This is a genomic window from Agrobacterium sp. P15N1-A (genome assembly GCF_044626815.1).
In the GTDB taxonomy this organism is placed as follows: Bacteria; Pseudomonadota; Alphaproteobacteria; order Rhizobiales; family Rhizobiaceae; genus Agrobacterium; species Agrobacterium leguminum.
In genome coordinates, this window is sequence record NZ_JBIUPF010000005.1 from 359,296 (window position 1) to 381,912 (window position 22,617).

Annotated in this window: 25 protein-coding genes; 6 read left to right on the top strand and 19 right to left on the bottom strand. The window is 61.3% G+C overall.

The window, feature by feature from the left end; translation table 11 throughout:
* Positions 1-145: 145 nt before the first annotated feature.
* Both ACIK7D_RS19000 and ACIK7D_RS19005 read right to left on the bottom strand, forming a co-directional pair.
* Positions 146-1,609, bottom strand: coding sequence for an ROK family protein (locus ACIK7D_RS19000; protein ID WP_137454273.1), 1,464 nt, complete (start codon positions 1,607-1,609; stop codon positions 146-148).
* Positions 1,610-1,630: 21 nt separating this feature from the next.
* Positions 1,631-2,548: a tagatose-bisphosphate aldolase gene (locus tag ACIK7D_RS19005; protein ID WP_135398463.1), complete on the bottom strand. Its 918-nt coding sequence runs from the start codon at positions 2,546-2,548 to the stop codon at positions 1,631-1,633.
* A 262-nt stretch (positions 2,549-2,810) separates the two neighbouring features.
* Between ACIK7D_RS19005 and ACIK7D_RS19010 the strand changes: the two genes are divergently transcribed.
* From ACIK7D_RS19010 to ACIK7D_RS19030, 5 genes are all read left to right on the top strand, one after another.
* Entirely contained in the window at positions 2,811-3,728 is a 918-nt protein-coding gene (locus tag ACIK7D_RS19010) for a sugar-binding transcriptional regulator (protein WP_162936958.1), read from the top strand.
* A 159-nt stretch (positions 3,729-3,887) separates the two neighbouring features.
* A complete protein-coding gene (locus ACIK7D_RS19015; RefSeq protein ID WP_400157071.1) occupies positions 3,888-4,877 on the top strand; it encodes an ABC transporter substrate-binding protein in 990 nt (329 codons plus the stop codon).
* A gap of 125 nt (positions 4,878-5,002) precedes the next feature.
* Entirely contained in the window at positions 5,003-6,049 is a 1,047-nt protein-coding gene (locus ACIK7D_RS19020; RefSeq protein ID WP_233284797.1) for a ribose ABC transporter, read from the top strand.
* Entirely contained in the window at positions 6,042-6,785 is a 744-nt protein-coding gene (locus tag ACIK7D_RS19025) for an ATP-binding cassette domain-containing protein (protein WP_080820521.1), read from the top strand. The genes ACIK7D_RS19020 and ACIK7D_RS19025 overlap by 8 nt, the downstream gene beginning before the upstream one ends.
* 125 nt (positions 6,786-6,910) lie before the next feature.
* Positions 6,911-7,726, top strand: coding sequence for a DeoR/GlpR family DNA-binding transcription regulator (locus ACIK7D_RS19030; protein WP_127756839.1), 816 nt, complete (start codon positions 6,911-6,913; stop codon positions 7,724-7,726).
* Positions 7,727-7,810: 84 nt separating this feature from the next.
* Here ACIK7D_RS19030 and ACIK7D_RS19035 read toward each other — a convergent pair whose 3' ends face one another.
* From ACIK7D_RS19035 to ACIK7D_RS19065, 7 genes are all read right to left on the bottom strand, one after another.
* Positions 7,811-8,512, bottom strand: a complete 702-nt coding sequence (locus ACIK7D_RS19035) for a ribulose-phosphate 3-epimerase (protein ID WP_400157072.1) — start codon at positions 8,510-8,512, stop codon at positions 7,811-7,813.
* Positions 8,509-9,336, bottom strand: a complete 828-nt coding sequence (locus tag ACIK7D_RS19040) for an alpha/beta fold hydrolase (protein ID WP_400157073.1) — start codon at positions 9,334-9,336, stop codon at positions 8,509-8,511. The genes ACIK7D_RS19035 and ACIK7D_RS19040 overlap by 4 nt, the downstream gene beginning before the upstream one ends.
* Complete coding sequence (locus ACIK7D_RS19045) at positions 9,333-10,154, bottom strand: sugar phosphate isomerase/epimerase family protein (RefSeq protein WP_400157074.1); 822 nt, start codon at positions 10,152-10,154, stop codon at positions 9,333-9,335. Before ACIK7D_RS19045 ends, ACIK7D_RS19040 begins: the two co-directional genes overlap by 4 nt.
* Positions 10,154-11,227 (bottom strand): Gfo/Idh/MocA family protein, encoded by a 1,074-nt coding sequence (locus ACIK7D_RS19050; protein ID WP_262532325.1) that lies wholly within the window; start codon positions 11,225-11,227, stop codon positions 10,154-10,156. Before ACIK7D_RS19050 ends, ACIK7D_RS19045 begins: the two co-directional genes overlap by 1 nt.
* A gap of 124 nt (positions 11,228-11,351) precedes the next feature.
* Positions 11,352-12,125 carry an SDR family NAD(P)-dependent oxidoreductase gene (locus ACIK7D_RS19055; protein WP_400157075.1) on the bottom strand — a complete coding sequence of 258 codons (774 nt, stop codon included), beginning with the start codon at positions 12,123-12,125 and terminating at the stop codon, positions 11,352-11,354.
* Positions 12,112-12,867, bottom strand: a complete 756-nt coding sequence (locus ACIK7D_RS19060; RefSeq protein ID WP_400157076.1) for a FadR/GntR family transcriptional regulator — start codon at positions 12,865-12,867, stop codon at positions 12,112-12,114. The genes ACIK7D_RS19055 and ACIK7D_RS19060 overlap by 14 nt, the downstream gene beginning before the upstream one ends.
* Positions 12,868-13,023: 156 nt before the next feature.
* Entirely contained in the window at positions 13,024-13,491 is a 468-nt protein-coding gene (locus ACIK7D_RS19065) for a metallophosphoesterase (RefSeq protein ID WP_233284796.1), read from the bottom strand.
* On the opposite strand from ACIK7D_RS19065, the gene ACIK7D_RS19070 reads away from it, so the two are divergent.
* Positions 13,475-13,927 carry a LysR substrate-binding domain-containing protein gene (locus ACIK7D_RS19070; protein ID WP_400157077.1) on the top strand — a complete coding sequence of 151 codons (453 nt, stop codon included), beginning with the start codon at positions 13,475-13,477 and terminating at the stop codon, positions 13,925-13,927. The two genes, ACIK7D_RS19065 and ACIK7D_RS19070, sit on opposite strands and share 17 nt — an antisense overlap.
* 36 nt (positions 13,928-13,963) lie before the next feature.
* Here the strand turns inward: ACIK7D_RS19070 and ACIK7D_RS19075 are convergent, their stop codons facing one another.
* The 10 genes from ACIK7D_RS19075 to ACIK7D_RS19120 all read right to left on the bottom strand — a co-directional run bounded on the left by ACIK7D_RS19075 (position 13,964) and on the right by ACIK7D_RS19120 (position 22,508).
* Positions 13,964-14,659, bottom strand: a complete 696-nt coding sequence (locus tag ACIK7D_RS19075) for a cytochrome c3 family protein (protein ID WP_269313700.1) — start codon at positions 14,657-14,659, stop codon at positions 13,964-13,966.
* Positions 14,660-14,661: 2 nt separating this feature from the next.
* On the bottom strand, positions 14,662-15,153 hold the full coding sequence (locus tag ACIK7D_RS19080) for a nitrate reductase cytochrome c-type subunit (protein ID WP_080820507.1): 492 nt from the start codon (positions 15,151-15,153) through the stop codon (positions 14,662-14,664).
* Positions 15,123-17,627 carry a periplasmic nitrate reductase subunit alpha gene (napA, locus tag ACIK7D_RS19085; protein ID WP_080820506.1) on the bottom strand — a complete coding sequence of 835 codons (2,505 nt, stop codon included), beginning with the start codon at positions 17,625-17,627 and terminating at the stop codon, positions 15,123-15,125. The genes ACIK7D_RS19080 and napA overlap by 31 nt, the downstream gene beginning before the upstream one ends.
* Complete coding sequence (locus ACIK7D_RS19090; RefSeq protein ID WP_400157078.1) at positions 17,602-17,889, bottom strand: chaperone NapD; 288 nt, start codon at positions 17,887-17,889, stop codon at positions 17,602-17,604. The genes napA and ACIK7D_RS19090 overlap by 26 nt, the downstream gene beginning before the upstream one ends.
* On the bottom strand, positions 17,882-18,382 hold the full coding sequence (locus ACIK7D_RS19095) for a ferredoxin-type protein NapF (RefSeq protein WP_400157079.1): 501 nt from the start codon (positions 18,380-18,382) through the stop codon (positions 17,882-17,884). Before ACIK7D_RS19095 ends, ACIK7D_RS19090 begins: the two co-directional genes overlap by 8 nt.
* 7 nt (positions 18,383-18,389) lie before the next feature.
* Positions 18,390-18,575 (bottom strand): periplasmic nitrate reductase, NapE protein, encoded by a 186-nt coding sequence (gene napE / locus ACIK7D_RS19100; RefSeq protein WP_022557563.1) that lies wholly within the window; start codon positions 18,573-18,575, stop codon positions 18,390-18,392.
* Between the two features lie 201 nt (positions 18,576-18,776).
* A complete protein-coding gene (locus ACIK7D_RS19105) occupies positions 18,777-19,964 on the bottom strand; it encodes an NnrS family protein (RefSeq protein ID WP_400157080.1) in 1,188 nt (395 codons plus the stop codon).
* Positions 19,961-20,713, bottom strand: coding sequence for an ATP-binding cassette domain-containing protein (locus ACIK7D_RS19110; RefSeq protein WP_400157081.1), 753 nt, complete (start codon positions 20,711-20,713; stop codon positions 19,961-19,963). The genes ACIK7D_RS19105 and ACIK7D_RS19110 overlap by 4 nt, the downstream gene beginning before the upstream one ends.
* Complete coding sequence (locus ACIK7D_RS19115) at positions 20,710-21,519, bottom strand: ABC transporter permease (RefSeq protein ID WP_400157082.1); 810 nt, start codon at positions 21,517-21,519, stop codon at positions 20,710-20,712. The genes ACIK7D_RS19110 and ACIK7D_RS19115 overlap by 4 nt, the downstream gene beginning before the upstream one ends.
* Positions 21,520-21,524: 5 nt before the next feature.
* Entirely contained in the window at positions 21,525-22,508 is a 984-nt protein-coding gene (locus ACIK7D_RS19120; RefSeq protein WP_400157083.1) for an ABC transporter substrate-binding protein, read from the bottom strand.
* Positions 22,509-22,617: the final 109 nt, after the last annotated feature.

A 22,617-nucleotide genomic window follows, 5' to 3' on the forward strand; every position in this document is an offset into this window, starting at 1 on the left:
TTGCGCGTGCATTCGCAGCAATCGATCAATAAAATTCATGATTCATCGCACAATATCGAACCGGAGATTTGACTGCCCCCGTCATTTCAGGCATGTCCGCCAGCGCACCGGCCGGCTCTTCGGTGACCCTGGGCTGCACCGCAATTCACGCCACGCGCCGTTGCCAGCCCGGAGGTCCCTTCGCAAAGGCGGCCTTCACCCAGCTTAGAACCGCGACATCGTCAGGTGGCAGGGTGGTGTCGACATCGAAAACAGGCGCGAGCCCTGTCGGTTCAGCTCTGGCCGCAAGCGCAATGAGTTCAGGGATGTAGCTTTCGCCCGGATGGCCCGGCAGCCTGTCCGCGAGACGCGCGCGATACCGTTCCGCTACGACCTCGGCCGGCGCATGGCACCAGATTTCTGCGAGTTCCGCCGCACCTGCTTTCTCAAGGTGCTCCTTCAGCAACTCGATGGGCTGAAAGCCGAACCACGCATCGACGATGAAACCCGATCCTTCCGGCGCGTCTTTTATAATTTGAAAGATCGCCTGATAACTGGCTTTGCCAAGCGTCCGATTGAACAGCCGGTCGACACCCTCGATATGCTCAAGGAAAGGGTTCTTGATCGTATCCAGCGCCAGCACCGGCCAGCCCGTCTGCTGCGACAGCATACGCGCCAGAGTGCTCTTTCCGGACGCCGGGATGCCGTTCACGAAGACGATATGTTTGCCCCTCGTCTTTGCCGGCACGGCGGGCAAGGTTTCCACAAGCCGGCGCGCCATCAGGCCCGCGCCGATCATGCCGGCGTCATCGCCAAGCGCTGCCGCACGTATGTCCGTCGAATACCAGCCCTGCGCCCTGGGTAAGAAACCGAGCGCGGTAACCGCCGCCTGTCCCATGCCGCCACCCAGCAGAAATACGGCGGGATCGAAGGATGCAGACAATGTACCGATGGCCGCACGCAGGGGCCCGGCCCAGTTGCGCAGCACCTCAAGCGCCCTTTCGTCGCCTGCCCGGGCCAATTGCAGAATATCGTCGAAACGGGTTTCCGCGGGATAACCTGCTTCCTCGATATGACGGCCAAGCGCCGTACCGGAGGATTCCGTTTCGACGCAGCCGCGCTGGCCGCACACACATTTGCGACCGTTGTGATTGACGATGATATGGCCGAGCTGACCGGCGCTCTGCCTGCCCTGCACGATCCGGCCGTTTTCCATGGACGCACCGCCAATGCCGGTGCCAATGGTCAGCATGACCGCGCTGGCAGCCCCCGCCGCCGCTCCAACGGCGGTCTCGCCCACCAGCGCCATGCTGCAATCGTTGGAAATCGCCACCGGGCGATTGAAGGTCTTTTCGGTCAAAGCCTTGATATCGCAGCCAGACAGATCGAGATAGCCGCCGGAGAGCACCGCGCCGGTTTCCCCATCGACACGGCCGGGGACACCGATACCAATGGCAAGGACGTCGGGAGCATCCATCTCCGATATCAAACCGAAGATCAGCTTGATCGCCGTCGAAGGGTCGCGGCTGCCCGGCACGATCTTCTTGCGCAGAATTTCACCCTGCGGTGAAATCCGGGCGGCGCGAATATTCGTGCCGCCAATATCCACACCAATGGTGCAATCTTGCATGTCCATCTCCACCCACTGGTTTCATGCAGCCTTGCTGTTCTGACCCCGATAATAACGCGAAATCACCGCCTGGATATCGCGCAACCGCGACACGGCCACGCTCGAGAGTTTTTTCTGTGAAACCGCCCGGTCAAGAGAAATGCAGTCCTTCCACAGCGATCGACCGGCTATGACGCCGGAAGCGCCATTCTTCATCGCCGCTTCAACCTGGCCCAGAAATGTCTCGTGATCGACGCCCGCCGACAACACAGCCCAGGGAACATCGCCTGCAATTCGTGTGATTTCAGCGCAGGCTTCGTCAGAGCCCGGATACGGGATTTTCAGCACCTTGGCGCCAAGAGCGAGGCAGGCTTCAGACCCCTGTCTGATGAGCAGGGGAATTTTCGCCGCGTAATCTTCCGCACTTTCCCCCTCCAGCCGGTAGGTAAGGAATTCAACGACCAGAAGCAGGTCTTCACGGGCGAAATCCTCGATGTACGCCTTCAGCGTTTCGAGATTTTTCGTATTGGCGGCCGGCGTGTCCATTCTGAGATAGACCATGATCTTGCCGCCGGTGCCGCCAAGTTCCCGCACCCGCCGGGCATTGACGCCATCGACCATCTTCGAAATCCGGTACCCTTCCGGCGAGGTGTCCCAACCCGAAGCATCGATGCCGATCAAAAGAGCCGTGTCACGGGGAAGGAGATCGTTGTCGACCAGTTTGGGTACGGCGCAGATGGGATCAACCAGCACGCAACCGGCATGGGCGGCCAGAAACCGTGTGATATCAGCCTTGGTATCGCCCAGGACATCGTTGCCGATGGACGCCTGTTCCTCGGGCGTTGCGGCCAGCAGAGAGCGCATGCCGCCGCGCTGATCGCAGGCGATCACCATCATCGCGCCATTGGCGCCGCAAATCTGGTGGTATCCGCGTCGTTCCGCTGTTGTCATGGCTGTCATGGTGTAATCTCCGACTCCGCTGTCTGGTCAGCATTTGTTGATGGAATGCCCGGCGAGGATCGGAAAAAACGCAATATTCAACCGCGACGCGCCCGGCGAAGGACGCGTCCTGAAACAGCCAAAAAATGTCGGGCTTTCAGTGCATTGCGGTTTTGCGGGTTTTCAGCGATAACTCCTCCAAGGCGTGTTCTTGTAACACGTTTCAGAAAGGAATTGCAATATGCCTCCCCAACCAGCCCAGGAAACACCCGCAACACGCGCCATGATCCATATGGTGGCCAAGCTGCATTATGAGGCCGACATGGCCCAGGTGGATATCGCCCGGAAGCTCGGCGTATCGACGGCAACCGTGTCACGCCTGCTGCAAAAGGCCCGCGCCATCGGCATCGTGCGCATCGAAGTGCTCGATCTCGTCTCCCCCGAAGATATAACCGAGAACCTCATTCAGGCGCTGGGCCTGAAACGGGCGGCGGTGATCGACACACCGGCAACCGGTGTGCTTGGCGCGCTGGCCGCGCCGCTTGGCGCCCTGCTGAAAGAGGAAGGCCTCGGCGCGGGGTCGGTTATCGGAATAGGCTGGGGACGTGCGGTACGCGAAGTGCTCACGGCGGGTCTGATACGCATTCCCGGCATTGTGGCCGTGCCGATGAATGGCGGGATGCAGCAGGCAGCGGCGCATTTCCAGATCAACGAATTTACAAGACAGGCGGCCGAACAACTGGGCGGGACACCGCATTTCCTGCACGCCCCTTACCTTTCGTCGACGACATTGCGAGACGCGTTTTTGAACGATCCCGGCGTGCAGGAAACCACCGGCCTCTGGGACCGGCTCGACTGCTGCATCGTCGGCATCGGCCTGCCGCATGCCATCAACCCACCCGAAGCGAGCGCCGCCACCAACAACGAAAAAAGTCTGGGCGCTGTCGGCGATGTGATCCGCCATTATTTCGATATTGAGGGACATCCGCTGGCCTGGGATGGCGAGGAAAGAATGATCGCCGCCTCACCGGATCAATTGCGCAATACCAGGTTGTCGATCGGCGTTCTGGCCACGGTGGAAAAGGCAGCGGGCGTCATCGGCGCAGTGCGTTCGGGCATGATCAACGCCGTGGTGACCGATACCGCGACCGCACAGGCCATTCTCGACCTTCTGCAAAGCGACGGGGGCGCGGCGGCCTGACCGTCACCGGCCCTCTGAAAAGCGCATAAAAACGCAAGAAATTATTTTCAGGAAGAAATTTCACTTGACGGACGCACTTTGCGGGCGTGAATATGATTTTCAGCCGGTTTATGGAGGATTTGCCGGCGTGAAGAATTCAGCTCACATAAGGAGGAGACTATGGAGCGCCGTTCATTCTTCAAGGCCGCAGCAGTCACATCGATTGCCGCGGCTGCCGCGCTGACATCAGGACAGGCAAGCGCGCAGGACAAGAAATATACCATCGCCCTCGTTCCGGGCCTGACCACGGACGCCTTTTACATCACCATGCGCAAGGGCGCGGAAGCCGCCGCCAAGGCGGTCGGCGTTACATTGGTGTTTCAGGGCGCACCGGATTTTAACCCCGTCACCCAGGTTCCGGTTCTCGACGCCGTGATCGCCAAAAACCCGGACGCCATCCTGATTGCCCCGACGGACAAGACCCAGCTCGTTCAACCCCTGAAAAAGGCCGCGGATGCCGGCATTCCGGTGATCACCGTCGATACATTCATCGGAACCGGTGTTTATCAGACCGGCGGCGGCGAAGCCGATTTCCCGATCTCCTACATTGCGTCTGACAATGTGCTCGGCGGAGAGATCGCTGCGCGCTCGCTGGCCAAGGCGATCGGTGAAAAAGGCAAGGTATACGTCTCCAACGTTAAACCGGGAATTTCGACAACCGATCAGCGTGAGCAGGGCTTCAAGCAGGAGATGGCCAAATATCCCGGCATCACGGTTCTGGAAACGCAGTTTAACGATAACGACGCCAACAAGGCGGCTTCGCAGCTTCAGGCCGTCTACGCGCGCAACAGCGACCTTGCCGGCGTCTTCGGCGCGAACCTGTTTTCCGCACTTGGCGCAGCGAATGGCGTAAAGCAGGCGGGTCAATCCGGCACCATCAAGGTCGTGGCTTTTGATGCGCCCGGCAGCATTGTCGACAACATCAATGCCGGCCTTGTCGACATGGCCATTGCCCAGCATCCAGCGGAAATCGGTTATTTCGGCGTCATGGCGGCCTACGCGCACCTGACCGGTAATTCCATTCCGACCGCCATCGGTACCGGCTTCACGGTGATCGACAAGTCGAACCTGTCCGATCCGAAGGTCGCGAAGTTCATCTACTCGGAATAACAGGTAGCCTCCCGACAACTGGGCGTCCGTCCCGCCAGCGGGGCGGGCGTCATTTTACCTGGATGTTTTGCGGTGGGCGATGGGCGCCCGGCCGCCGGGAAGATACAATGATGGATATCCCCACCATGACGACTTCAGATGAAAAGTCCGTCGCCCCGCAGGCGGACCACGCCGAAGTGAGCAAGACGTTCGTGCAGCGGGTGGCTCAGCTTCGCGCCTGGCTTTTTCTCGCGGCGCTCATCGTAACGTTTGAAATCTGGGCGCGGCTGTCTTTCGGCGGCACCTTCGTTCTGTCCGCCTTCAACTGGCAGTCCGTGGCGGTATTCGCCGTCGCCCCGCTGTTGATCGCCATCGGCCAGACATATGTCATCATTTCGGGCGGCATCGACCTTTCGACTGGTTTCATCATGGGGCTGGCAGCGGTCGTGGCGGCGCATGTGACCAATATTGCCGGGCTGTATTTCCCCGCTCCCGTCGCGATGCTGATCGGGATCGCCTTTGCGGTTCTGGCGGCGGGCGTACCGGGCGTGATCAATGGGCTGCTGATCTCGCGGCTGAAGGTGCCGCCCTTTATCGGTACGCTTGGCATGTTCGGCGTTGCGCGCGGCACCGCCTTTCTGCTTGCTTCCGGCACGACTGTCCCGGTATCCAACTCGTGGCTAGCCGCCCTTGGCAACGGTCGTTTTTTTGGCGTTCCCTATCTGGTGCTGGTCGCCGCCGCCTTTGTGCTCATCATGCATTATGTGCTGAGCCAGACGCGCTTCGGTCAGCATAATTACGCCATCGGCGCCAATGTTCAGGCGGCCCGGCGCGCCGGCATCGACATCAAGAAACATATTCTCAAGCTCTATGTCCTCTCGGCCATGTGCGCAGGTCTCGGCGGCGCGCTCTATGCGGCCCGCTTCACCGCCGGCGCCGCACAGGCGGGCGAGCCCCTGCTGCTCGACTCGGTCGCCGCAGTGGTGATCGGCGGCGCATCGCTTTTCGGCGGTTCCGGCTCGATCATCGGCACGGTGGCCGGCGCGCTGGTGATCGCCGTCATCCAATATGGCCTCGTCTTTCTCAACGTCGAGCCATTCTGGCAATTCATTGCCGTCGGCATCGTCATCATCATTTCAGTGCTGATCGATCAGGCCCAGCGCCGGTTCAGCGGAGGCAAGCAGGATGAATAGTCAACCGCTTCTCGAGGTTCGCAATCTTTCCCGCCATTTCGGCGCGGTGAAGGCGCTGGAAAATTGTTCCCTGCTGGTTCGTCCAGGTGAGGTGGTGGCGCTGGCCGGCGACAATGGCGCCGGCAAAACCACCATGATCAAGACACTGTCGGGCGTCTATCCGCCAAGCTCGGGCGAAATCCTGATTGAAGGCAGGCCCGTCAAATTCTCCTCCCCCCAGGAGGCGCGGGAACTGGGTGTCGAGACCATCTATCAGGATCTTGCGCTGGCGGATAATCTGACAATCGGCGCAAATATCTTCCTCGGTCGCGAGCCCATGAAAAAGCTCTTCGGCTTCCTGCCGGTTCTTGATCGCAAGCGCATGGCGGATGCCGCCGCAGAAACCATGGCCAGGCTCGATTTTCACGTCAAACGCCTGGATGCGCCGGTGAGCAATTTCTCCGGCGGCCAGCGGCAGGCGGTGGCTATCGGACGTGCGGTCTACTGGAACGCCAGAATCCTGATCATGGACGAGCCGACGGCGGCCCTTGGCGTACCGGAGCAGCGCAAGGTCATTTCACTGATCAAATCGCTGAAGGCGCAGGGGCGCGGCGTGATTTTCATCTCGCACAATCTGCAGGATATTTTCGCCGTCTCCGACCGGATCGTCGTCCTGCGCCGCGGGATTGTCGCGGGCGAGAGAGCAATCTCCGAGACCACGCATGACGAGGTCGTGAAGCTGATGATCGGAGGCTGAGCCATGCGGAGCGACAGCATCTGTATCTTTGCGTGGAATAAGGTTGCTCCCACTGCCGGGTGCATGTTTTAAGGAAAGCGGCCGGCGGCAAGCTGGCCTTTTTTCATGACCGTGAGTAAACGCCGATGACAGACGAAACCGACAGTGCGGCCTCTCCTGCCCAAAGCCCGGGCAGCGCGGCGCTTCCGGCCGTTCGTCACAATCGCCTGATCGATCTCCTGCGCCGGAACGGTCAAATGACCGTCGCGGAGATGGTCGAGCAGCTTTCGGTGTCGCGCGACACGATCCGCCGCGACCTCGACCAACTGGAAAGTCGCGGCCTGATCCTGCGTACCCATGGCGGGGCGATCTACAATGACGCGCTGGTCAGGGTCGACACCACGCTCGGCACGCGGATGGACGCCTTTACTGCCGCCAAACAGCGTATGGGCAAGGCGGCAGCGGACCTCATCCGCGACGGCGAAACACTGATCGTCAACGGCGGATCGTCCACCTGTTATTTCGCTGCGGCGCTTGGCGAAAGGCAGAACCTGACGGTCATAACCAACAATCTGCGCCTGCCGCCAGTGGCGCCGGAAAATGCGCTGCGCACGCTGCATATTCTCGGGGGAATCTACTGGCCGGTCTCACAGGTCACCATCGGCACCGTTGGCTTTGCCGAAGTACCGGGCATCAGCGCCGATACCGCCGTCATCGGCGCGACAGGCATTTCAGCGAGCGGTATTTCGATGGGCAGGCTCGAGGAAGCCTCCGAAACGGCGGCCATGATCAAAATGGCGACGCGCACCATCGCTCTCATCGATCAGAGTAAATTCAACGTTACCGCCTTCGCGCGCGTGGCGACCTTCAGCCAGATCACTTTTGTCGTGACGGATGCCTGGCCGCCGGATGCCATCATGACGGCGATCAGGAAGGCGGGCACCCAGCTGATCGTCGCCTGAGCTTCGTCGATGGACGTGCTCCAGTTCTTTGTTTTCACGCATTTTCCGGACGTAAAACCGCGTCGCACCTTTACTGGAAATGCCCTAGAGCGCGCGCAGCCAGGCGATACGACCCGCCAGATCCGGGTCGTTGAAGGCAAGCGATCCTAGGACCACGGTCTGTGCGCCGGCCTCGCGCAACAGCGGCACCGTATTATCCCGAATACCGCCATCGGCCGCCAGCACGACATCGCCGCGCCCCTGCGCCTTGAGGATGGCCGCCGCCTCGATCAGGCGCGGGCAAGCCGCCTCGGAAAGCCCCTGCCCCTTGACGCCGATGGCCGTTCCCAGCAGCGTGACGAAGTCGATATCCGCCACAAGCGGCCGGATTGTCTCGACAGGCGTTTCCAGACGCAGCACCACACCCGCCTTGGGACCCAATTCACGGATCAGCACAATGGCCTGCGGCGTCACCGCGCCATTTTCCGGATGTATGGAAATCAGGTCGGCGCCCGCTTCGGCGAACTGACGGATCTGGCTGAGCACGATATCGCCCTCCACCATCAGATGGACATGTATGGGACGGGACGTCAATTTACGGATACGCGAAAGCTGATCCGGAAAAAACAGGAACGAGGGCGCGAAACGGCCATCGGCAACATCGGCATGGTAAATATCCACATGCGGATCGACGCGGGCGATTTCCCGTTCCAGGTTGGCGAGATCGGCCGACCACAACGAAAACTCGCCCAGGAGACGGTCCCGCGGCAGAGCCTCGAACCAATTGGCTGCGGCTTTCATGGTCATGCGCATGTCTCCTGGAATGTGTCGAGATACCGGATGAAGTCGGTGAGGGCAGCTTGCAAATCGGCGCTGTAGCCCGCCCTGTCGACGGCCTTGGGTGTGATTGCAATGACGCGGGCATCGGGGATCATTTCACCCAGCCTGTGGGCGTAGTCCAGCGGATGAACGAGATCGAGCCCATGTCCGACCACCAGGGCCGGCACCTTGAGCGCGCGGATCTGTCTTTCATCCACACCCGGACCGTCCCTTGCGATGGCGTCCAGAAGCACTGCAATGGCTGCGGGTTCAGGATGATCGAAGAAGCCGGCAAGCGAGGCAAGATTGTCCGGCGCCTCATCCGCAAGCCTGCGGCCCGTGGGCGATGCAAGAAACGCCGCCCGTCCGTTCCGCCCGGATTGCCGGAGATGATCGGCGACCAAGGAAAAGGCCCTCATATTCTCCGGCGCAGCTTCCGCCAGCCAGGCGGGACGGATGAGCATCAGGCCCGCCACCCGACCGGGGTGCAGGACCGCGATACGCAGCGCAATCGCCGCGCCCATGGAAATGCCGCCGATCGCGAACCGCGCGAGGCCAAGCGCATCGGCAACGGCGATCAGATCTTCGGCAAAACCGGCGATGGAATAAGACTCGCCGCTCGCCAGCCCGGAAAGGCCATGGCCACGGCATTCGAGCGTGATGCGGCGACAGGAAAGCCCATCGGGAAAACCATCCGCAACCTGCCTGAGATCGCCGCCAAGCCCATGCTGAAAGATAACCGGAAAGCCCGCGCCGCAATCTTCGACATGAACCTTTCGCCCATCCGGCAGCCTGTGAAGATATCTGCTCATGCGATGAGACTGGCAAGAAAACGCCGCACGTCCGGTGCTTCCTGTTCCGAAAGTCCGTGGGTGACGACCGGGCCATCGAAACCGGCGATATCGAGGCGCCTGATGAAATCCGGAAAGTCGATGACGCCGCGCCCGGCGGTTACAAATCCGCCCTCGGCATCGCGATCCTTGGCATGCGCCATCACGATATGGCCGGCAAGCCGGTCGATGGCGTCGGCCACGATCGCTCGCGCGCCATCGGCATCCGCCTTTTCAAACAGATTGGCCGGATCGAGCACGATGCCGAGGGATGGCGAACCGATCTCCCGCATCAATCGAACAGCATCGTCCGCGTTGCGCACGACATTGGCCTGTTCCGGCTCGATACCGAGCCTGATCCCCAGGGTATCAGCCTGTTCCGCCGCAGGGGCCATCTGTTCGACAAGGTCTCTCCAGGCTTCCGCCGTGTCATTGTCGGGGTGATGGCGCCACTGGTCCTCGCGGTCGCGCGTGCCCGTGCACAACGTCACCACGGGAATGGCAAGACACGCGGCGACCTTAAGGCAGACCCCAAGACGCCTCATGCCCTCGATGCGTCGCGCATGGTCGGGATGGATCATGTTATAGGTCGCGGAAAGGGCGGCAATACGGACACCCGTCGCACGGGCGGCGGCGGCGATGGCTTCCACGGCCTCGTCGGATACGGCGTCGGGCATCGAGGCGAGACCGGAGCAGGCGAGATTATATTGCACACAGGCGTAACCATCGGCCGCAGCACGCGTGAGAACCGCGAGAGGATTCGTGCCCGGATAGGTCTTGGCGAATATGCCCACCTGCATCAGACCGCCCCTGTCATCGTTGCGACATCGATCCGCTGGCCGGTCTCGACGGATCTCGCGATGGCAGCCATGGCGCGAACCGAAGCAAGCCCATCCTCGATGCCGGCGCCGCGCATCGGTGCGCTGTCAAGAACGACCTCTGCAAAACCCTCGAGTTGCCGTCGATAGAAATGGCCGTCCGCGCCCAGCGGCCGCTCATAGGATGCGGTGCGCTCGCGGAAAATCTCCACCTCGCTCGCCTTGTAATACCAGGGATTATGGGTTTTTGCGAGGACGCTGCCGTTCTCGCCATAGATATGGAAGCCCTCGTGCCAGTCCATCCGCACAGCCACGGTCAGGTCCAGATGGCCGAGCGTGCCATCGGCAAAGCCGGTTTCGACAAACCAGCAATAGGCTCCGAAACGCTGAAGTAGTCTCGCCCTCACCCATTCGATATCGCCACAAAGATGACGGGCGATGTCGACCAGATGGCTGCCATGCGCCAGCATGTAATAGCGCTTGAGGTCAGCCTTCGGATTTTCCCGCGGCTTCAGGGCCGCCTTCGACAGAACCGGCAAGGGTTGCACCGCATCGGTCATCGTGTAGCGGTGGGTGCTGTCGCAATACCAGGCCTTCAGCGCCAATCGCTCGCCCATCTCATTGTCGATGAAGTGTTTGGCCGCCTCTATGCCGGGATCGAAACGCTTCATATGGCCGATCTGCAGCACCTTGCCAGTCCGTCGCACGGTTTCGGCTAGGGTCTCGACTTCCTCGACACTGACGCCAACCGGTTTTTCGCACAGCACGTGTTTGCCGGCTTCCAGCGCGCGGATCGCCGCCGGGACGTGGAAAGCGTCGGACGTGGCGATGACGACCGCCTCAAGCTCCGGATCGGCAAGCATCGCATCGTAATCATGATACACCTTGTCCGGCTCATAGGTCGCGCCCATGCGCGCGGCAAGATCCTGCACGACGTCGCAGATCGCATAGAGCCTGGTATTCCGGCCCTTCACCGTGGATTCGAAATGCGCGAACTGGGCGATCGGCCCGCAACCGAGCACACCGACGCGCAATTGCCGATCCAGTTTTTTCACGCTGTCCTCCCGATGCGAAGCCGCTTCAATCTCGGCTCTTTCGCAGGGCGATGTCAAGAGGAATGCAGCATCAAACAGCACAAAAGCGCAAATATACGCATACGAAGGCCGGCGCTCATCGCCTCTATTTTACCCCCAGTCCCGCCAGCAGGCCGCCATCGATCAGGTAATCGGCACCGGTGACGAAACCGGCGCGGTCCGAGGCCAGAAACAGCACCAGCCCCGCGATCTCTTCCGGCTCCCCAATCCGGCCAATGGGATGAGCGGTGCCAAATCTGCGGAAGGCCTCCTCCACGTCGGCGTCAGCACCATCGAAGGTTCGCGCGGCGAGTTCCAGAATGGGCGTGCGCACGGAACCCGGGCTGACCGAGTTGACCCGGATGCGATCGCCCGCGTGATCCAGCGCCATGGCCCGCGTCAGGGCATGAATGGCGCCTTTTGTGGCAACATAGGCTGCGACATTCTTCTGGCAGGCATGCCCCTGCACGGAGGAAATATTGACGATCGCGCCGCCGCCACGCTTTTGCATCAAAGGGATGCCATGGCGGGCCGTGAGCTGTATGGAGCCGACATTGACCGCGTAAGCCTTGAGAAAGACTTCAGGATCGGTATCCACAACGGTCCCGTAGGGGTGAATGGCAGCGGAATTGACGATCACGTCGAGCCCTTCGAAAGCGGAAAAGGCCGCTTCCACCTCGCTGCTGCTGGCAACGTCGCAGGTCCGGATGGCAAGATCGAGCTTTTCCGACCGCGCCACATCCCGCAGCCCATCATTTGCAGCTTCATCAATGCCCAGACAGGTGACCTGCGCGCCGGCGCGCGCCAATTCCAGCGCCGACGCGCGGCCAATGCCGGAGGTTCCCGTTATCAGGGCAATCTTGCCCTCAAACTCCCCCATCAACGCCTCCTGCCCCGTCAACATCTTCTGAAACGCCGTCTTTTGCCTCGATGAATCTGAGACCGAAATCCAGGTGCCGGCTCAGAAGATAACTGAAAGCGAGGCGGTCCCGCGCCCGCAGGGCATCGATGATCTCCTGATGCGCGGTATAGGTGGCATCGTGAATGGGCCGATTGCCTTTTCCAATCCGCATGATTTCAAGCATGGCATTACGCTGCGAAAGATAGCTGGCGTGCAGCACGCTGTTACCCGCCAACTGCACAAGGAGATCGTGAAAGACGAAATCATTCACCGCGGCCTCCTCCGCGCTGACGCTTTCCCGCACCCTGCGATTGGCGGCATCCAGCGCGTCGAGGTCGCTTTGCGCCGCGCGCAAGAGCACGATCTCCCCCGCCGCCGTTTCCACCACTTTGCGGAAGCCCTGCACCTCGCGGAAGGAGGCGGGCGAAATGGCATGATGCAATGTCATCAGCCGGTCGACGGCGTGACTTTGACGATTGGTCAACACAGCGCCTGTTTTCGGCCTGATGTCGATGACGCCGTAGGCGCGCAGATATTGCAAAGCCTCGCGCACCGTATTGCGGCTCGCCCCCAGCATAAGGCCAAGCTCGCGCTCCGTGGGCAATGCATCGCCGAAAGCGAGATTCCTGTCCGAAATCATCCGCTGGATATTGGCTATCAGCCGCTCAACGGCCGAACCACGCGGCGCATCCAGGGAAGGCGCTTTATCAATGATGTGCATGGCCCCTCCCATCCGATGTTCAATTGTTGGATGTTACGAAGAAAATGTCAATTGAAGAGGCCATATTTGCTCGACCCTGGCAAAAATGCTTAATACTGGTCCAACAAATAAGTAAGAACGTCGTCAAAACACGGTTGGGTCTGTGCCTGCCGACGTTCACCGCGCGGACGGCCGGCAAATTGCATGACCATTCCTGCGCTCAAAAGGCCGCGGGGGAGAGCGAAGGCGTTGGGGATCGCTTCGCAGGCGCTGTAACCGGTCCAGTTCGACCGAGCTGTGATCGGCCGCGGTTCCGCCATTCGCCTGATCGTGGTTGCCGGGCAGCAGCGCGTAAGGCACCTTGCCGTCAAGCTTGCGCAGCGCCGGTTCGGCGACATCCCATTCAGCGGGACGATTGTTCTGGGTGATATCGCCCACATGGCTCATGAAGACGATTTTGTGGCTATCGCGATTGTCGACCAACCATTGCGTCATCTCGCCGAACAGATGCTTGATACCGTCATTGGACGTATAGTCCTGCGTATCGGGGAACACGGCGATGGTATAGGCGTTCGGGCCGGCGACGCGCACGCGAAAATCGTCCGCGATGCTCTTGCCGGCGCTGTCGGTGGCCGATGTCGCCATTACCGCCCGTGCACCGGACGATCCACGCCTCTACGGCGTCAAATTCCTCAGCATGCGGCTAGGGCTGTGCGTGCCCGTCTCTCACCCGCTGGCTGAGCGGGAGAGCGTTTTCATGGCCGAGCTCGAAGGCCTGTCCTTCGTCATGCGCGAGCGGGGGTCGCGCACCCGTGAAATCTTCGAAAAGAACCTTGCCGATCACGGCATCTCCATCCAGCCCGTAATCGAGATTTCCTCCCGTGAAGGCGTGCGGGAAGCCATCGCCAACGGGGTGGGATGCGGCGTGGTGGCCGATCTGGAATTCGGCCACGATGCACGCCTTTCTTTCGTGCCGCTCAGCGACGCCAACGAACTCGTCGACGAATATGCCATCTGCCTTGCCGAAAGGCGGCATCTGCCGCTGGTGCGCCGGTTCATCGAAGAAGCCGGCCGCGTCTGAAGCCGATCACGGCTCCTCAACCGGTCGCCTCGATATTCAGAAAACGTTCCGGTGCACATCCGTCATCGCCCGACGCAGGTCGTCGACGGCGGACGCCGTCGGCCCCGGCTGGTCATTGAGCGCCGGCGGCATTTTCCAGCCGGGGTCTATGCCTTCCATATTGGGCAATTCATGGGCGATGCCTTTATGGCAATCGATGCAGGTGGCCTTGCCCGTCAGCAGATATTTGGAATGAATATCGGCGGCGCGCTGCGTCTGTTTGGTAAAGTCCATGGCGGCGGAGGAATGGCAGTTACGGCATTCCAGGCTGTCATTGGCTTTGAGGCGCGACCATTCGTGCTGGGCGAGCTCCAGCCGCTTGTCGAGGAACTTCTTGCGCGTATCGATGGTGCCGAAAATCTTGCCCCAGACCTCCTTCGAGGCCTGCATCTTGCGGGCGATCTTGTCCGTCCACTCATGCGGCACATGGCAATCCGGACAGGAGGCGCGCACGCCGGAGCGATTGGAGAAATGCACCGTCCGCGTCAGTTCCTCATAAACATTGGCGCGCATCTCGTGGCAGGAAATGCAGAAGGCTTCCTTGTTGGTCATTTCGAGCGCGGTGTTGAAGGCGCCCCAGAACATGACACCGCCGACGAAACCGCCAAGGGTAAGGAAGGCGAGGCTGAGCGTGCCGGCCGGCGTCGTCAGAACCGCCCATAACCAGGCGAGAAGTTTTTTCACACGGGCGATCATCATTCGCTACCCGCCGGTTTGACGCCCATCTCGCTCATGTCCTGAAAGGTGTTGGGCACGAGAGGCCGCGTATCGGCCTGCGGCACATGGCAGGCGGTGCAGAAATAACGGCGCGGTGAAACATCCGCCAGCATCTGGCCTTCGCGCGTCATGTAATGGGTGACGCTGATCATCGGCGCGCCGGAGTCCTGGGTGAATTCGCGCTTGTGACAGGAGAGACAGCGGTTGGCGTTGACGGAAAGCTGGTAACCGTCGATCGAATGCGGGATGACCGGCGGCTGCTCCGGGTAAGCGCGCATGCGCCTGAAATCGTCGATCACCCATTTCGGCAGGGGTTTGGCCGGCTCGGTCTGCATGGCGTCGCCGCGCGGGCCGGACAATTCCGGCACCATCTGCGCAACGGCCCCCGTCGCCAGCGCCACGACCAGAAGCGTGGCGGCGATCCATCCGTGTTTCCTGATCATGCGACTGGCTCTATCTTGACTGCGCATTTCTTGAAATCCGTCTGCTTGGAGATGGGATCGGTTGCGTCGAGCGTGACCTTGTTGATGAGCTGGCTGGCATCGAACCAGGGAACGAAGATGACGCCGGGCGGCATGCGGTTGCGGCCGCGTGTTTCCACGCGGGAGCGGATTTCGCCACGGCGCGAGACGATGCGGATTTCCGCGCCCTGGTTGAGCCCGCGCTTGCGCGCATCGTCGGCATTCATGAAACAGCGGGCGCCGGGGAAAGCCTTGTAGAGTTCCGGCACGCGCATGGTCATGGAGCCGGAATGCCAGTGCTCCAGCACACGGCCCGTCACCAGCCAGGTATCGAATTCCGCATCCGGGGATTCCGCCGGCGGCTCGTAGGGCACGGCGATGATGACCGCCTTGCCGTCCTTGTTACCGTAGAACTTCACGCCCTCGCCCGGCTTGACGTAGGGGTCGTAACCCTCGCGGTAACGCCACAGCGTTTCCTTGCCGTCCACCACCGGCCAGCGCATGCCGCGCACCTCGTGATAGGCATCGTAGGGCGCCAGATCATGGCCGTGGCCGCGCCCGAAGGCCGCATATTCCTCGAAGAGACCCTTCTGCAGATAGAAGCCGAAGTGTTTTGCTTCCTGGTTCTCGTATTCGCCGTTGATCTCGCTTAACGGGAACTTGCCGACATCGCTGTCTTTGTAGAGCACCTCGTACAGCGTCTTGCCGCGATAGGCGGGATTGGCGTCCAGTATCTCCGCCGGCCACACCTCATCCGTGGTAAAGCGCTTGGAGAATTCCACCAGCTGCCAGAGGTCGGAACGCGCCTCGCCCGAGGCTTCGACAAGCTGGTGCCAGACATGGGTGCGCCGCTCGGCATTGCCATAGGCCCCCTCCTTCTCCACCCACATGGCGGCGGGCAGGATGAGGTCGGCGCTCATGGCCGTGATGGTCGGATAGGCATCCGAAACAACGATGAAGTTTTCCGGGTTTCGATAGCCCTGATAGGTCTCGTTCTTGGTGTTGGGACCGGCTTGGACGTTATTATTGACCTGCACCCAGTAGAAATTCAGCTTGCCGTCATGCAGCATGCGGTCCTGCTGCACGGCGTGGTAACCCGGCTTTTCCGGGATGATGCCGTGCGGGATGCGCCAGATTTCCTCGGCATGTTTGCGGTGTTCCGGATTGGTCACCGTCATGTCGGCCGGCAGGCGGTGGGCAAAGGTTCCCACCTCGCGCGCCGTGCCGCAGGCCGATGGCTGGCCGGTGAGCGAGAACGGGCTGTTGCCCGGCTCGGAAATCTTTCCGGTCAAAAGGTGGATGTTATAGACCATCTGGTTGGCCCAGACACCGCGCACATGCTGGTTGAAACCCATGGTCCACAGCGACATGACCTTGCGGTTCGGGTCGGCATAAAGCTCGGCCAGCTCCTCCAGGAAGCCGGCTTCCACGCCGGTCATGGCAGCGGTTTTTTCCAGCGTGTATTCGGAGACGAATTCCTTGAAGGTCTCGAAATCGATCGCTTCGGTCTTGGTCGGATCGGCGGAATTGGCGGCATTCACCTCCACCGGATTATCGGGCCGCAGGCCATAACCGATATCGGTGACACCGCGCACGAATTTCGTGTGGTTCTTCACGAAGTCTTCGTTGACGCGCCCGGTCTTGATGATGTGGTTGGCGATGTAGTTGAGGATGACGAGGTCCGTACCCGGTTTGAAGATGATCGGAACATCTGCCAGATCCATGCTGCGATGGGTGAAGGTCGAAAGCACCGCCACCTTCACGTGGTCAAATCCCAGACGCCGGTCGGCAATGCGGGTCCACAGAATGGGATGCATCTCCGCCATGTTCGAGCCCCAGAGCACGAAAGCATCGGCATGTTCGAAATCGTCGTAACAGCCCATCGGCTCGTCCATGCCGAAGGTGCGCATGAAGGCGTAAGCGGCCGAAGCCATGCAGTGACGGGCATTGGGATCAAGATTGTTGGAACGGAAACCGGCACGCATCAGCTTGGTCGCGGCATAACCTTCGAAGATCGTCCACTGGCCCGAGCCGAACATGCCCACGGCCGTCGGTCCCTTTTCCTTCAGCACCCGCTTGCACTGCTGCGCCATCACATCGAAGGCCTCGTCCCAGCTCACCGGCTCGAACTCGCCGTCCTTGGCGTAGACGCCGTTCCTCTTGCGCAGAAGCGGGGTCTGCAGCCGGTCCTTGCCATACATGATCTTCGACAGGAAATAGCCCTTGATGCAGTTGAGGCCGCGATTGACCTCCGCCTGCATGTCGCCATGGGTGGCGACAACCTTGCCTTCCTTGACGCCGACCATGACGCCGCAGCCCGTGCCGCAGAAACGACAGGGCGCCTTGGACCACTTGATCTGCAATGCGGAAACACCGCCGGGCACCGGCTGGGCGGCGGCCGGCAGCGCAATGCCCGCCGTTGCCGCCGCAATGCCGGCGGCATGGGCCTTCAATAGATCACGCCGCGTCAGTTCGCTGCTCATCGCCGCTTGTCTCCTCTGTGTCGACGTGTTCGAAAACCATGTTGGCGGCAATCACACCGTCGAGTGTCGAAATATAAGTGAGCGTATCGCCCAGGATGCCGGTGCTCGTGCCGTCTATGACGATGACAATCTTGCCGTTGCCCTCGCCATGAACCTCGACATTGTCGAGCGTTAAAAGCGTTGCCAGCACAGCGTCCCGCATCTGCGGCATCACCGCCACGACAGCGCTTGAAACATGATACCGGCCTGTATTTTCAGGCATATTGCATCTCCGTGGCTCTATCTTTGATCTCGATCACACTGGCGGGACAGACGGACACGCAGGCCCCGCAACCGGTGCAGGCATCTTCCAGCAGTTCCGGAACGAAGGGGCCGCCGCGGCGGGGCCGAAACCGGATGGCCTCGGTCGGACAGGCATCGCGGCAGGCCTGACAATCGATATCGCCGAAGGCGAGACACCCCTCACCGATCGCCATGACATGATCGAAGCGCTGGGCCGTGGGGGCAGCAAAGACCGGCTCGGGACAGGCCTCAGCACATTTGCCGCAAAAGGTGCATTCCCCGGCGGAGAAATCCACGCAAGGCAAACCGTCCGCCATGGCGATGATGCCGGGGGGACAGGCCTCGACGCATTTTGCGCAACCGCTGCACGCGGCGAGGTCGCTCAACGCGACCCCGGGGGGACAGATGCGTGGTCTATTTTTTTGCCCGCCGCGCAGGAAATCGCGCCGGCTGAGAGAGACTTCCATCATCATCTCGCCCTCAATGGCCAGGCGGCCCCGGCGGGCCGTAAATGATCTGGAACATCCAGACGATAAAGCCATAGGCTCCGACAAATCCGACCGCCAGAATGGGCCAGATTCCGAATGCCAGAACGGCGAAGGTGACAAGTTCCCTCGTCCGACCTGGCTTTTCATCTGCGTGTTGAGGCGCGACTATTTTAGGCATATTCGCGTTTCCCTATTCGGTTGGAGTTATAATCGACCAAAAAGAAGATATGTTCAACTACTTGATTTTATTGATTATTTATCAAAACTAACATTCATCAATATCCCTCCCCTAAGTCACTGATTTCACTTTGTGCTTTTGCCAAAAAAATAAACAAACCGGTCGGGACAGTGATGTCGCCGCCGCGGGGCAAGGTGTCTCTCATCCGCATGCCCCCGCCTCATCGATGCCAGGCGCGCGCATGAAGGGCAGAAAGCCCTGCAACCAGACCCCGAAGCTCGCCGCCCACAAAACGGCGCTGAGGCCATGGTGATAGGGTGACAATGTTGCGGCAAAATCGAATTCCGGCAGGATGCGGACCAGCCCCGCCATCGCCATCAGAAGGGCGGCCACATGCGCCTGCCATGGCAGATGCGTCAGGTTGCGGCCCGTATGCCGCAGCCCGGCAATGATGAAGACGGCCATGATGGCGCATCCCAGCGCCCCGACCGACAGCAGATGCAGCCCTGCGGCGGGCGTGACGGAAAAACCGAGCCTTGTTGCGCCGAGCGCCAGAAAACCCGCGCCCGCAAAGGCGTTGCCGAGACCGAGCAACAGCACCTCGGTCTTGAAGGCGGCACGCCCGATGAACCATTCGGCCAGTCGGTCGAAAAAGGCGGCCCCGGCCGCAAGCGAAAGCCAGGCGCAGACATCGCTTTGCGGAAAGAAAAGCTTCGCCGCCATGTAAAGCGTCACCATGGCGCCCGCCATATGCTGGCGGCCGGGATGCGGCCGGTAAGGCGTGGTCTCGCCGCCCGGATCGAGCGCCAGATTGATGACGACCACATTGATACGCGCGGCGGAGAGTGAAAACAGCACGGTGAAGATGCACAGCGCCGCTTCCAGAAAGCGGGATGCAAATTCAGGATCGCCGCTCCACCAGGCATAACGCACACCCGCTTCAGCCGCCGTAAACAAAAGAAACCAGATAAGGAATGCCAAGTGTTTCATCGTGCGCCGCGCCAGCATCGCCCTGCCGATGAGAACAGAGAGCGCGAGCAGAAAGGCGAGATCGAAAAAACCCGCAAACAGGCTCCATGCCTCCATCCCGAGAAAGCCGATAAGGCGGCCCGGCAGCCAGAGACCGGCGAGATGAAGCAGCGTTCTTCCCTGCGCCGGCTTCGTATCCGTCCATTCCGGCACCGCCGATCCGAGGAAACCGGCAAGTGCCATGCCATAGGTGCCGAAGATCATTTCATGGGCGTGCCATTGCGATGCAGGCACCGCATCGGCAAAAGGCAGGGCATAACCACCGATGACGACCCACAGGAAGGACCAGCCCGCGCCATGCAGGGCGGCCAGCGGGAAAAACAGCCGCAGGGCTTCCGAAAGGATGGGGGGCTGCCTCATCGCACCCGCTCCTTTGCTGAAAACAGTTCGGCGAAGGCCGGACTCTCAGACAGGCGTTCCGCTTCGTCGAAAACCGCCCGCGCCATGCGCCGGCCCGGCGAACCGGCGGGCTTATGCGCGGCAATGACGCGACCATCGACGCCGGAGAGCACGATCAGCCGGTCGGCAACCAGCAACGCCTCATGAAGATCATGGGTGACGAGAAGGGTGGAAAAACCGCGCCGCCGGGCGGCGTCCACCAGAAGCTCCTGCAAATGACGGCGCAGGCCGACATCGACGGCGCTGAAGGGCTCGTCCAGAAACAGCATGTCCGGCTCCACGGCGAGCGCCCGCGCAACGCCGGCGCGCTGGCGCATGCCGCCGGAGAGTTCCACCGGATATTTGCCGAAATCCGCCGCCTCCAGACCGACTTCCAGCGCAAAAAGGCCCGCCCTTTCGCGCCGCTCCCGTTTCGGCATGCCGGCCGCCGCAAGGCCGTAGGCGATATTGTCGATAAGCGTCATCCACGGCAAAAGCCTTGGCTCCTGAAACACCAGCCCCTGCCGGCGATAATGGCGGTGCACGCGGCCGCGAACAGGATCGATGATACCAGCCGCGATCTGCAAAATCGTCGTCTTGCCGCTGCCGGAGGGGCCAAGCAGCGCCACGGTTTCCCCGGGCGCTATGCCGAGATTGAAATTCTCGAACAGGCTGCGGCCAAGAAAGGCGTAGCCGACATGTTCGAAGCGCAGGATGGAACGGTCGCTCATCGTTTCACACCCCATGGCAGCCCGGCGGCGCGCCAGCGTTCCAGCGCCTCGCGCAGCAGATGCAGCAGGCCGTAATCGGTCAGCAGCGCCAGCGCGACGGTGATGGTGAGCCAGGCGCTGACCTGTGCGATGTCGAACAGCGCGCGTGCGGTGGCCAGTTCGCCGCCAATGCCGCCGGAATTCGAAAGGAGCTCGGCCATGACGGTTACTTTCCACGCGCTTCCGGCCGTCGTCGTCCAGGCCGGGAAGAGGTAGGAGAGCACATGCGGCATGGTGACGGTGCGCAGCCGGTAAAACCACGGAGCGCCGAAGGCCTGCGCCATCACCTCCAGCTGACGGTCGCGCTTGGCGACACCTTCCAGCGCACCGGCAAAGGACACGGGAGCCGAGGCGATGATGACGGTCATGACAGCCGTGCCCCCCGACGAGCCGAACCAGATGAGCGCCAGCACGATCCAGCCGATGGGCGGCACGCCGAGCAGAACGGTGACGACAGGCTTCATCAGCCGCATGGCCGCGAAGGAATAGCCCGCCAGCACGCCCGCCACCGTGCCGATGCCGGCGGCGATGGCAAAGCCGGTCAGGGCCCTGACGGCGCTCTGCGACAGGATGGCGAAGAAATCCGGCCGCGCCGCCAGAAGCCCCATTGCCGCGAAGGTCTCCCCCGGCGAAGGCAGGATGAAGGAGCCATAAATCTCATGCCCGACCTGCCAGGCGGCGAGAAAACAGAAAATGCCTGAAAGCCCGGCCCAGCCCGCCCAGAGATAGCGGCCCATCCAGCCAAGACTTTCGAGAATGCGGTTCATGCCTGCTACACCAGATAAAACCCGTCATCAGGCCGCCGGCCGCCGATGATTGCCGGGTCGACCTTGGCAAGCTCATCGTAGAACGCCTCGAGATCGGCGCGCGCAGCGCTCGCCTTCAGGGCGCACAGATGACTTGTCGGAAAGGAGGCGGCGATGATTTCCGGCGGGAAACCCAAGGCATCGGCAGCCGCATCGGCCGCCGTCTTCGGATCGGCTACGGCGCTGGCGAGCGCCGTCTCCATGGCGCCCTGCAAAGCCTCGATGCCGGCCCTGCCGAGTTTTTGCTGGACTGGCGATGTCAAGGCGAGGCCAGCCTGCGGAATTTCAGCCTTGCCGGCCACCTTCGCCCATTCCCGCTGAATATCGATGGTGCGATGGACGGTCATGAAAAACGACTTCGCCTTGATGAGCACGGCGGTCGCGGCCGGCTCGCTCAGCAGGGCGGCATCCACCCGTCCCGTCAGCAGCAATTGCACGGCTTCCGGCGGCGAAGCGGCATATTCCAGCTTGATGTCGCCGGGCTTCAGGCCGTTTTCGGCAACAAGGCGGCGCAGCACGAAATCGGGCATGTCGTTCTTGAACGGCAAAGCGAGGGTCTTGCCGGAAAGGCTCTGCAGGGAGTTCAGCGTCCCGTCTTTCGAAACGATATAGAGCAGGCCCGTGGTCAGCACGTTCAACAGCCCGAGGCCGAGGCCGCGATTGTGGAGATTGGCGACGCCGTAGCTCGGCATCACCATCGCTCCCATGGAGCCGGAGGCGACGGCGGCACGCATTTCATCCGGGGTTTTCCAGGCTTTGAAGACCGCTCCGGGTGCGACGTCCTTCAAGAACCCGCCCTTTACCGCATGGGCCAGCACGGCCGACGGCGCGGCCGGAGGGCCATAAAAGGTGAGCGGCGCTTCCGCTTTCGCAACATGCGGTGCGGCAAGTGTCGCGACCGCGAGCCCGGAAAAGGCTGAAAGAGCCTGACGACGGGTGAGATGGGCCATGGTCCTGATCCTTTCGCGCCGGAAGCGCCATAATGCGCGTGACGCCCGCTCAGACCTGTCTTCCGGTCCCGGCGCGTCACCACCCCGGAAATGACATTTTGCAAGCGCC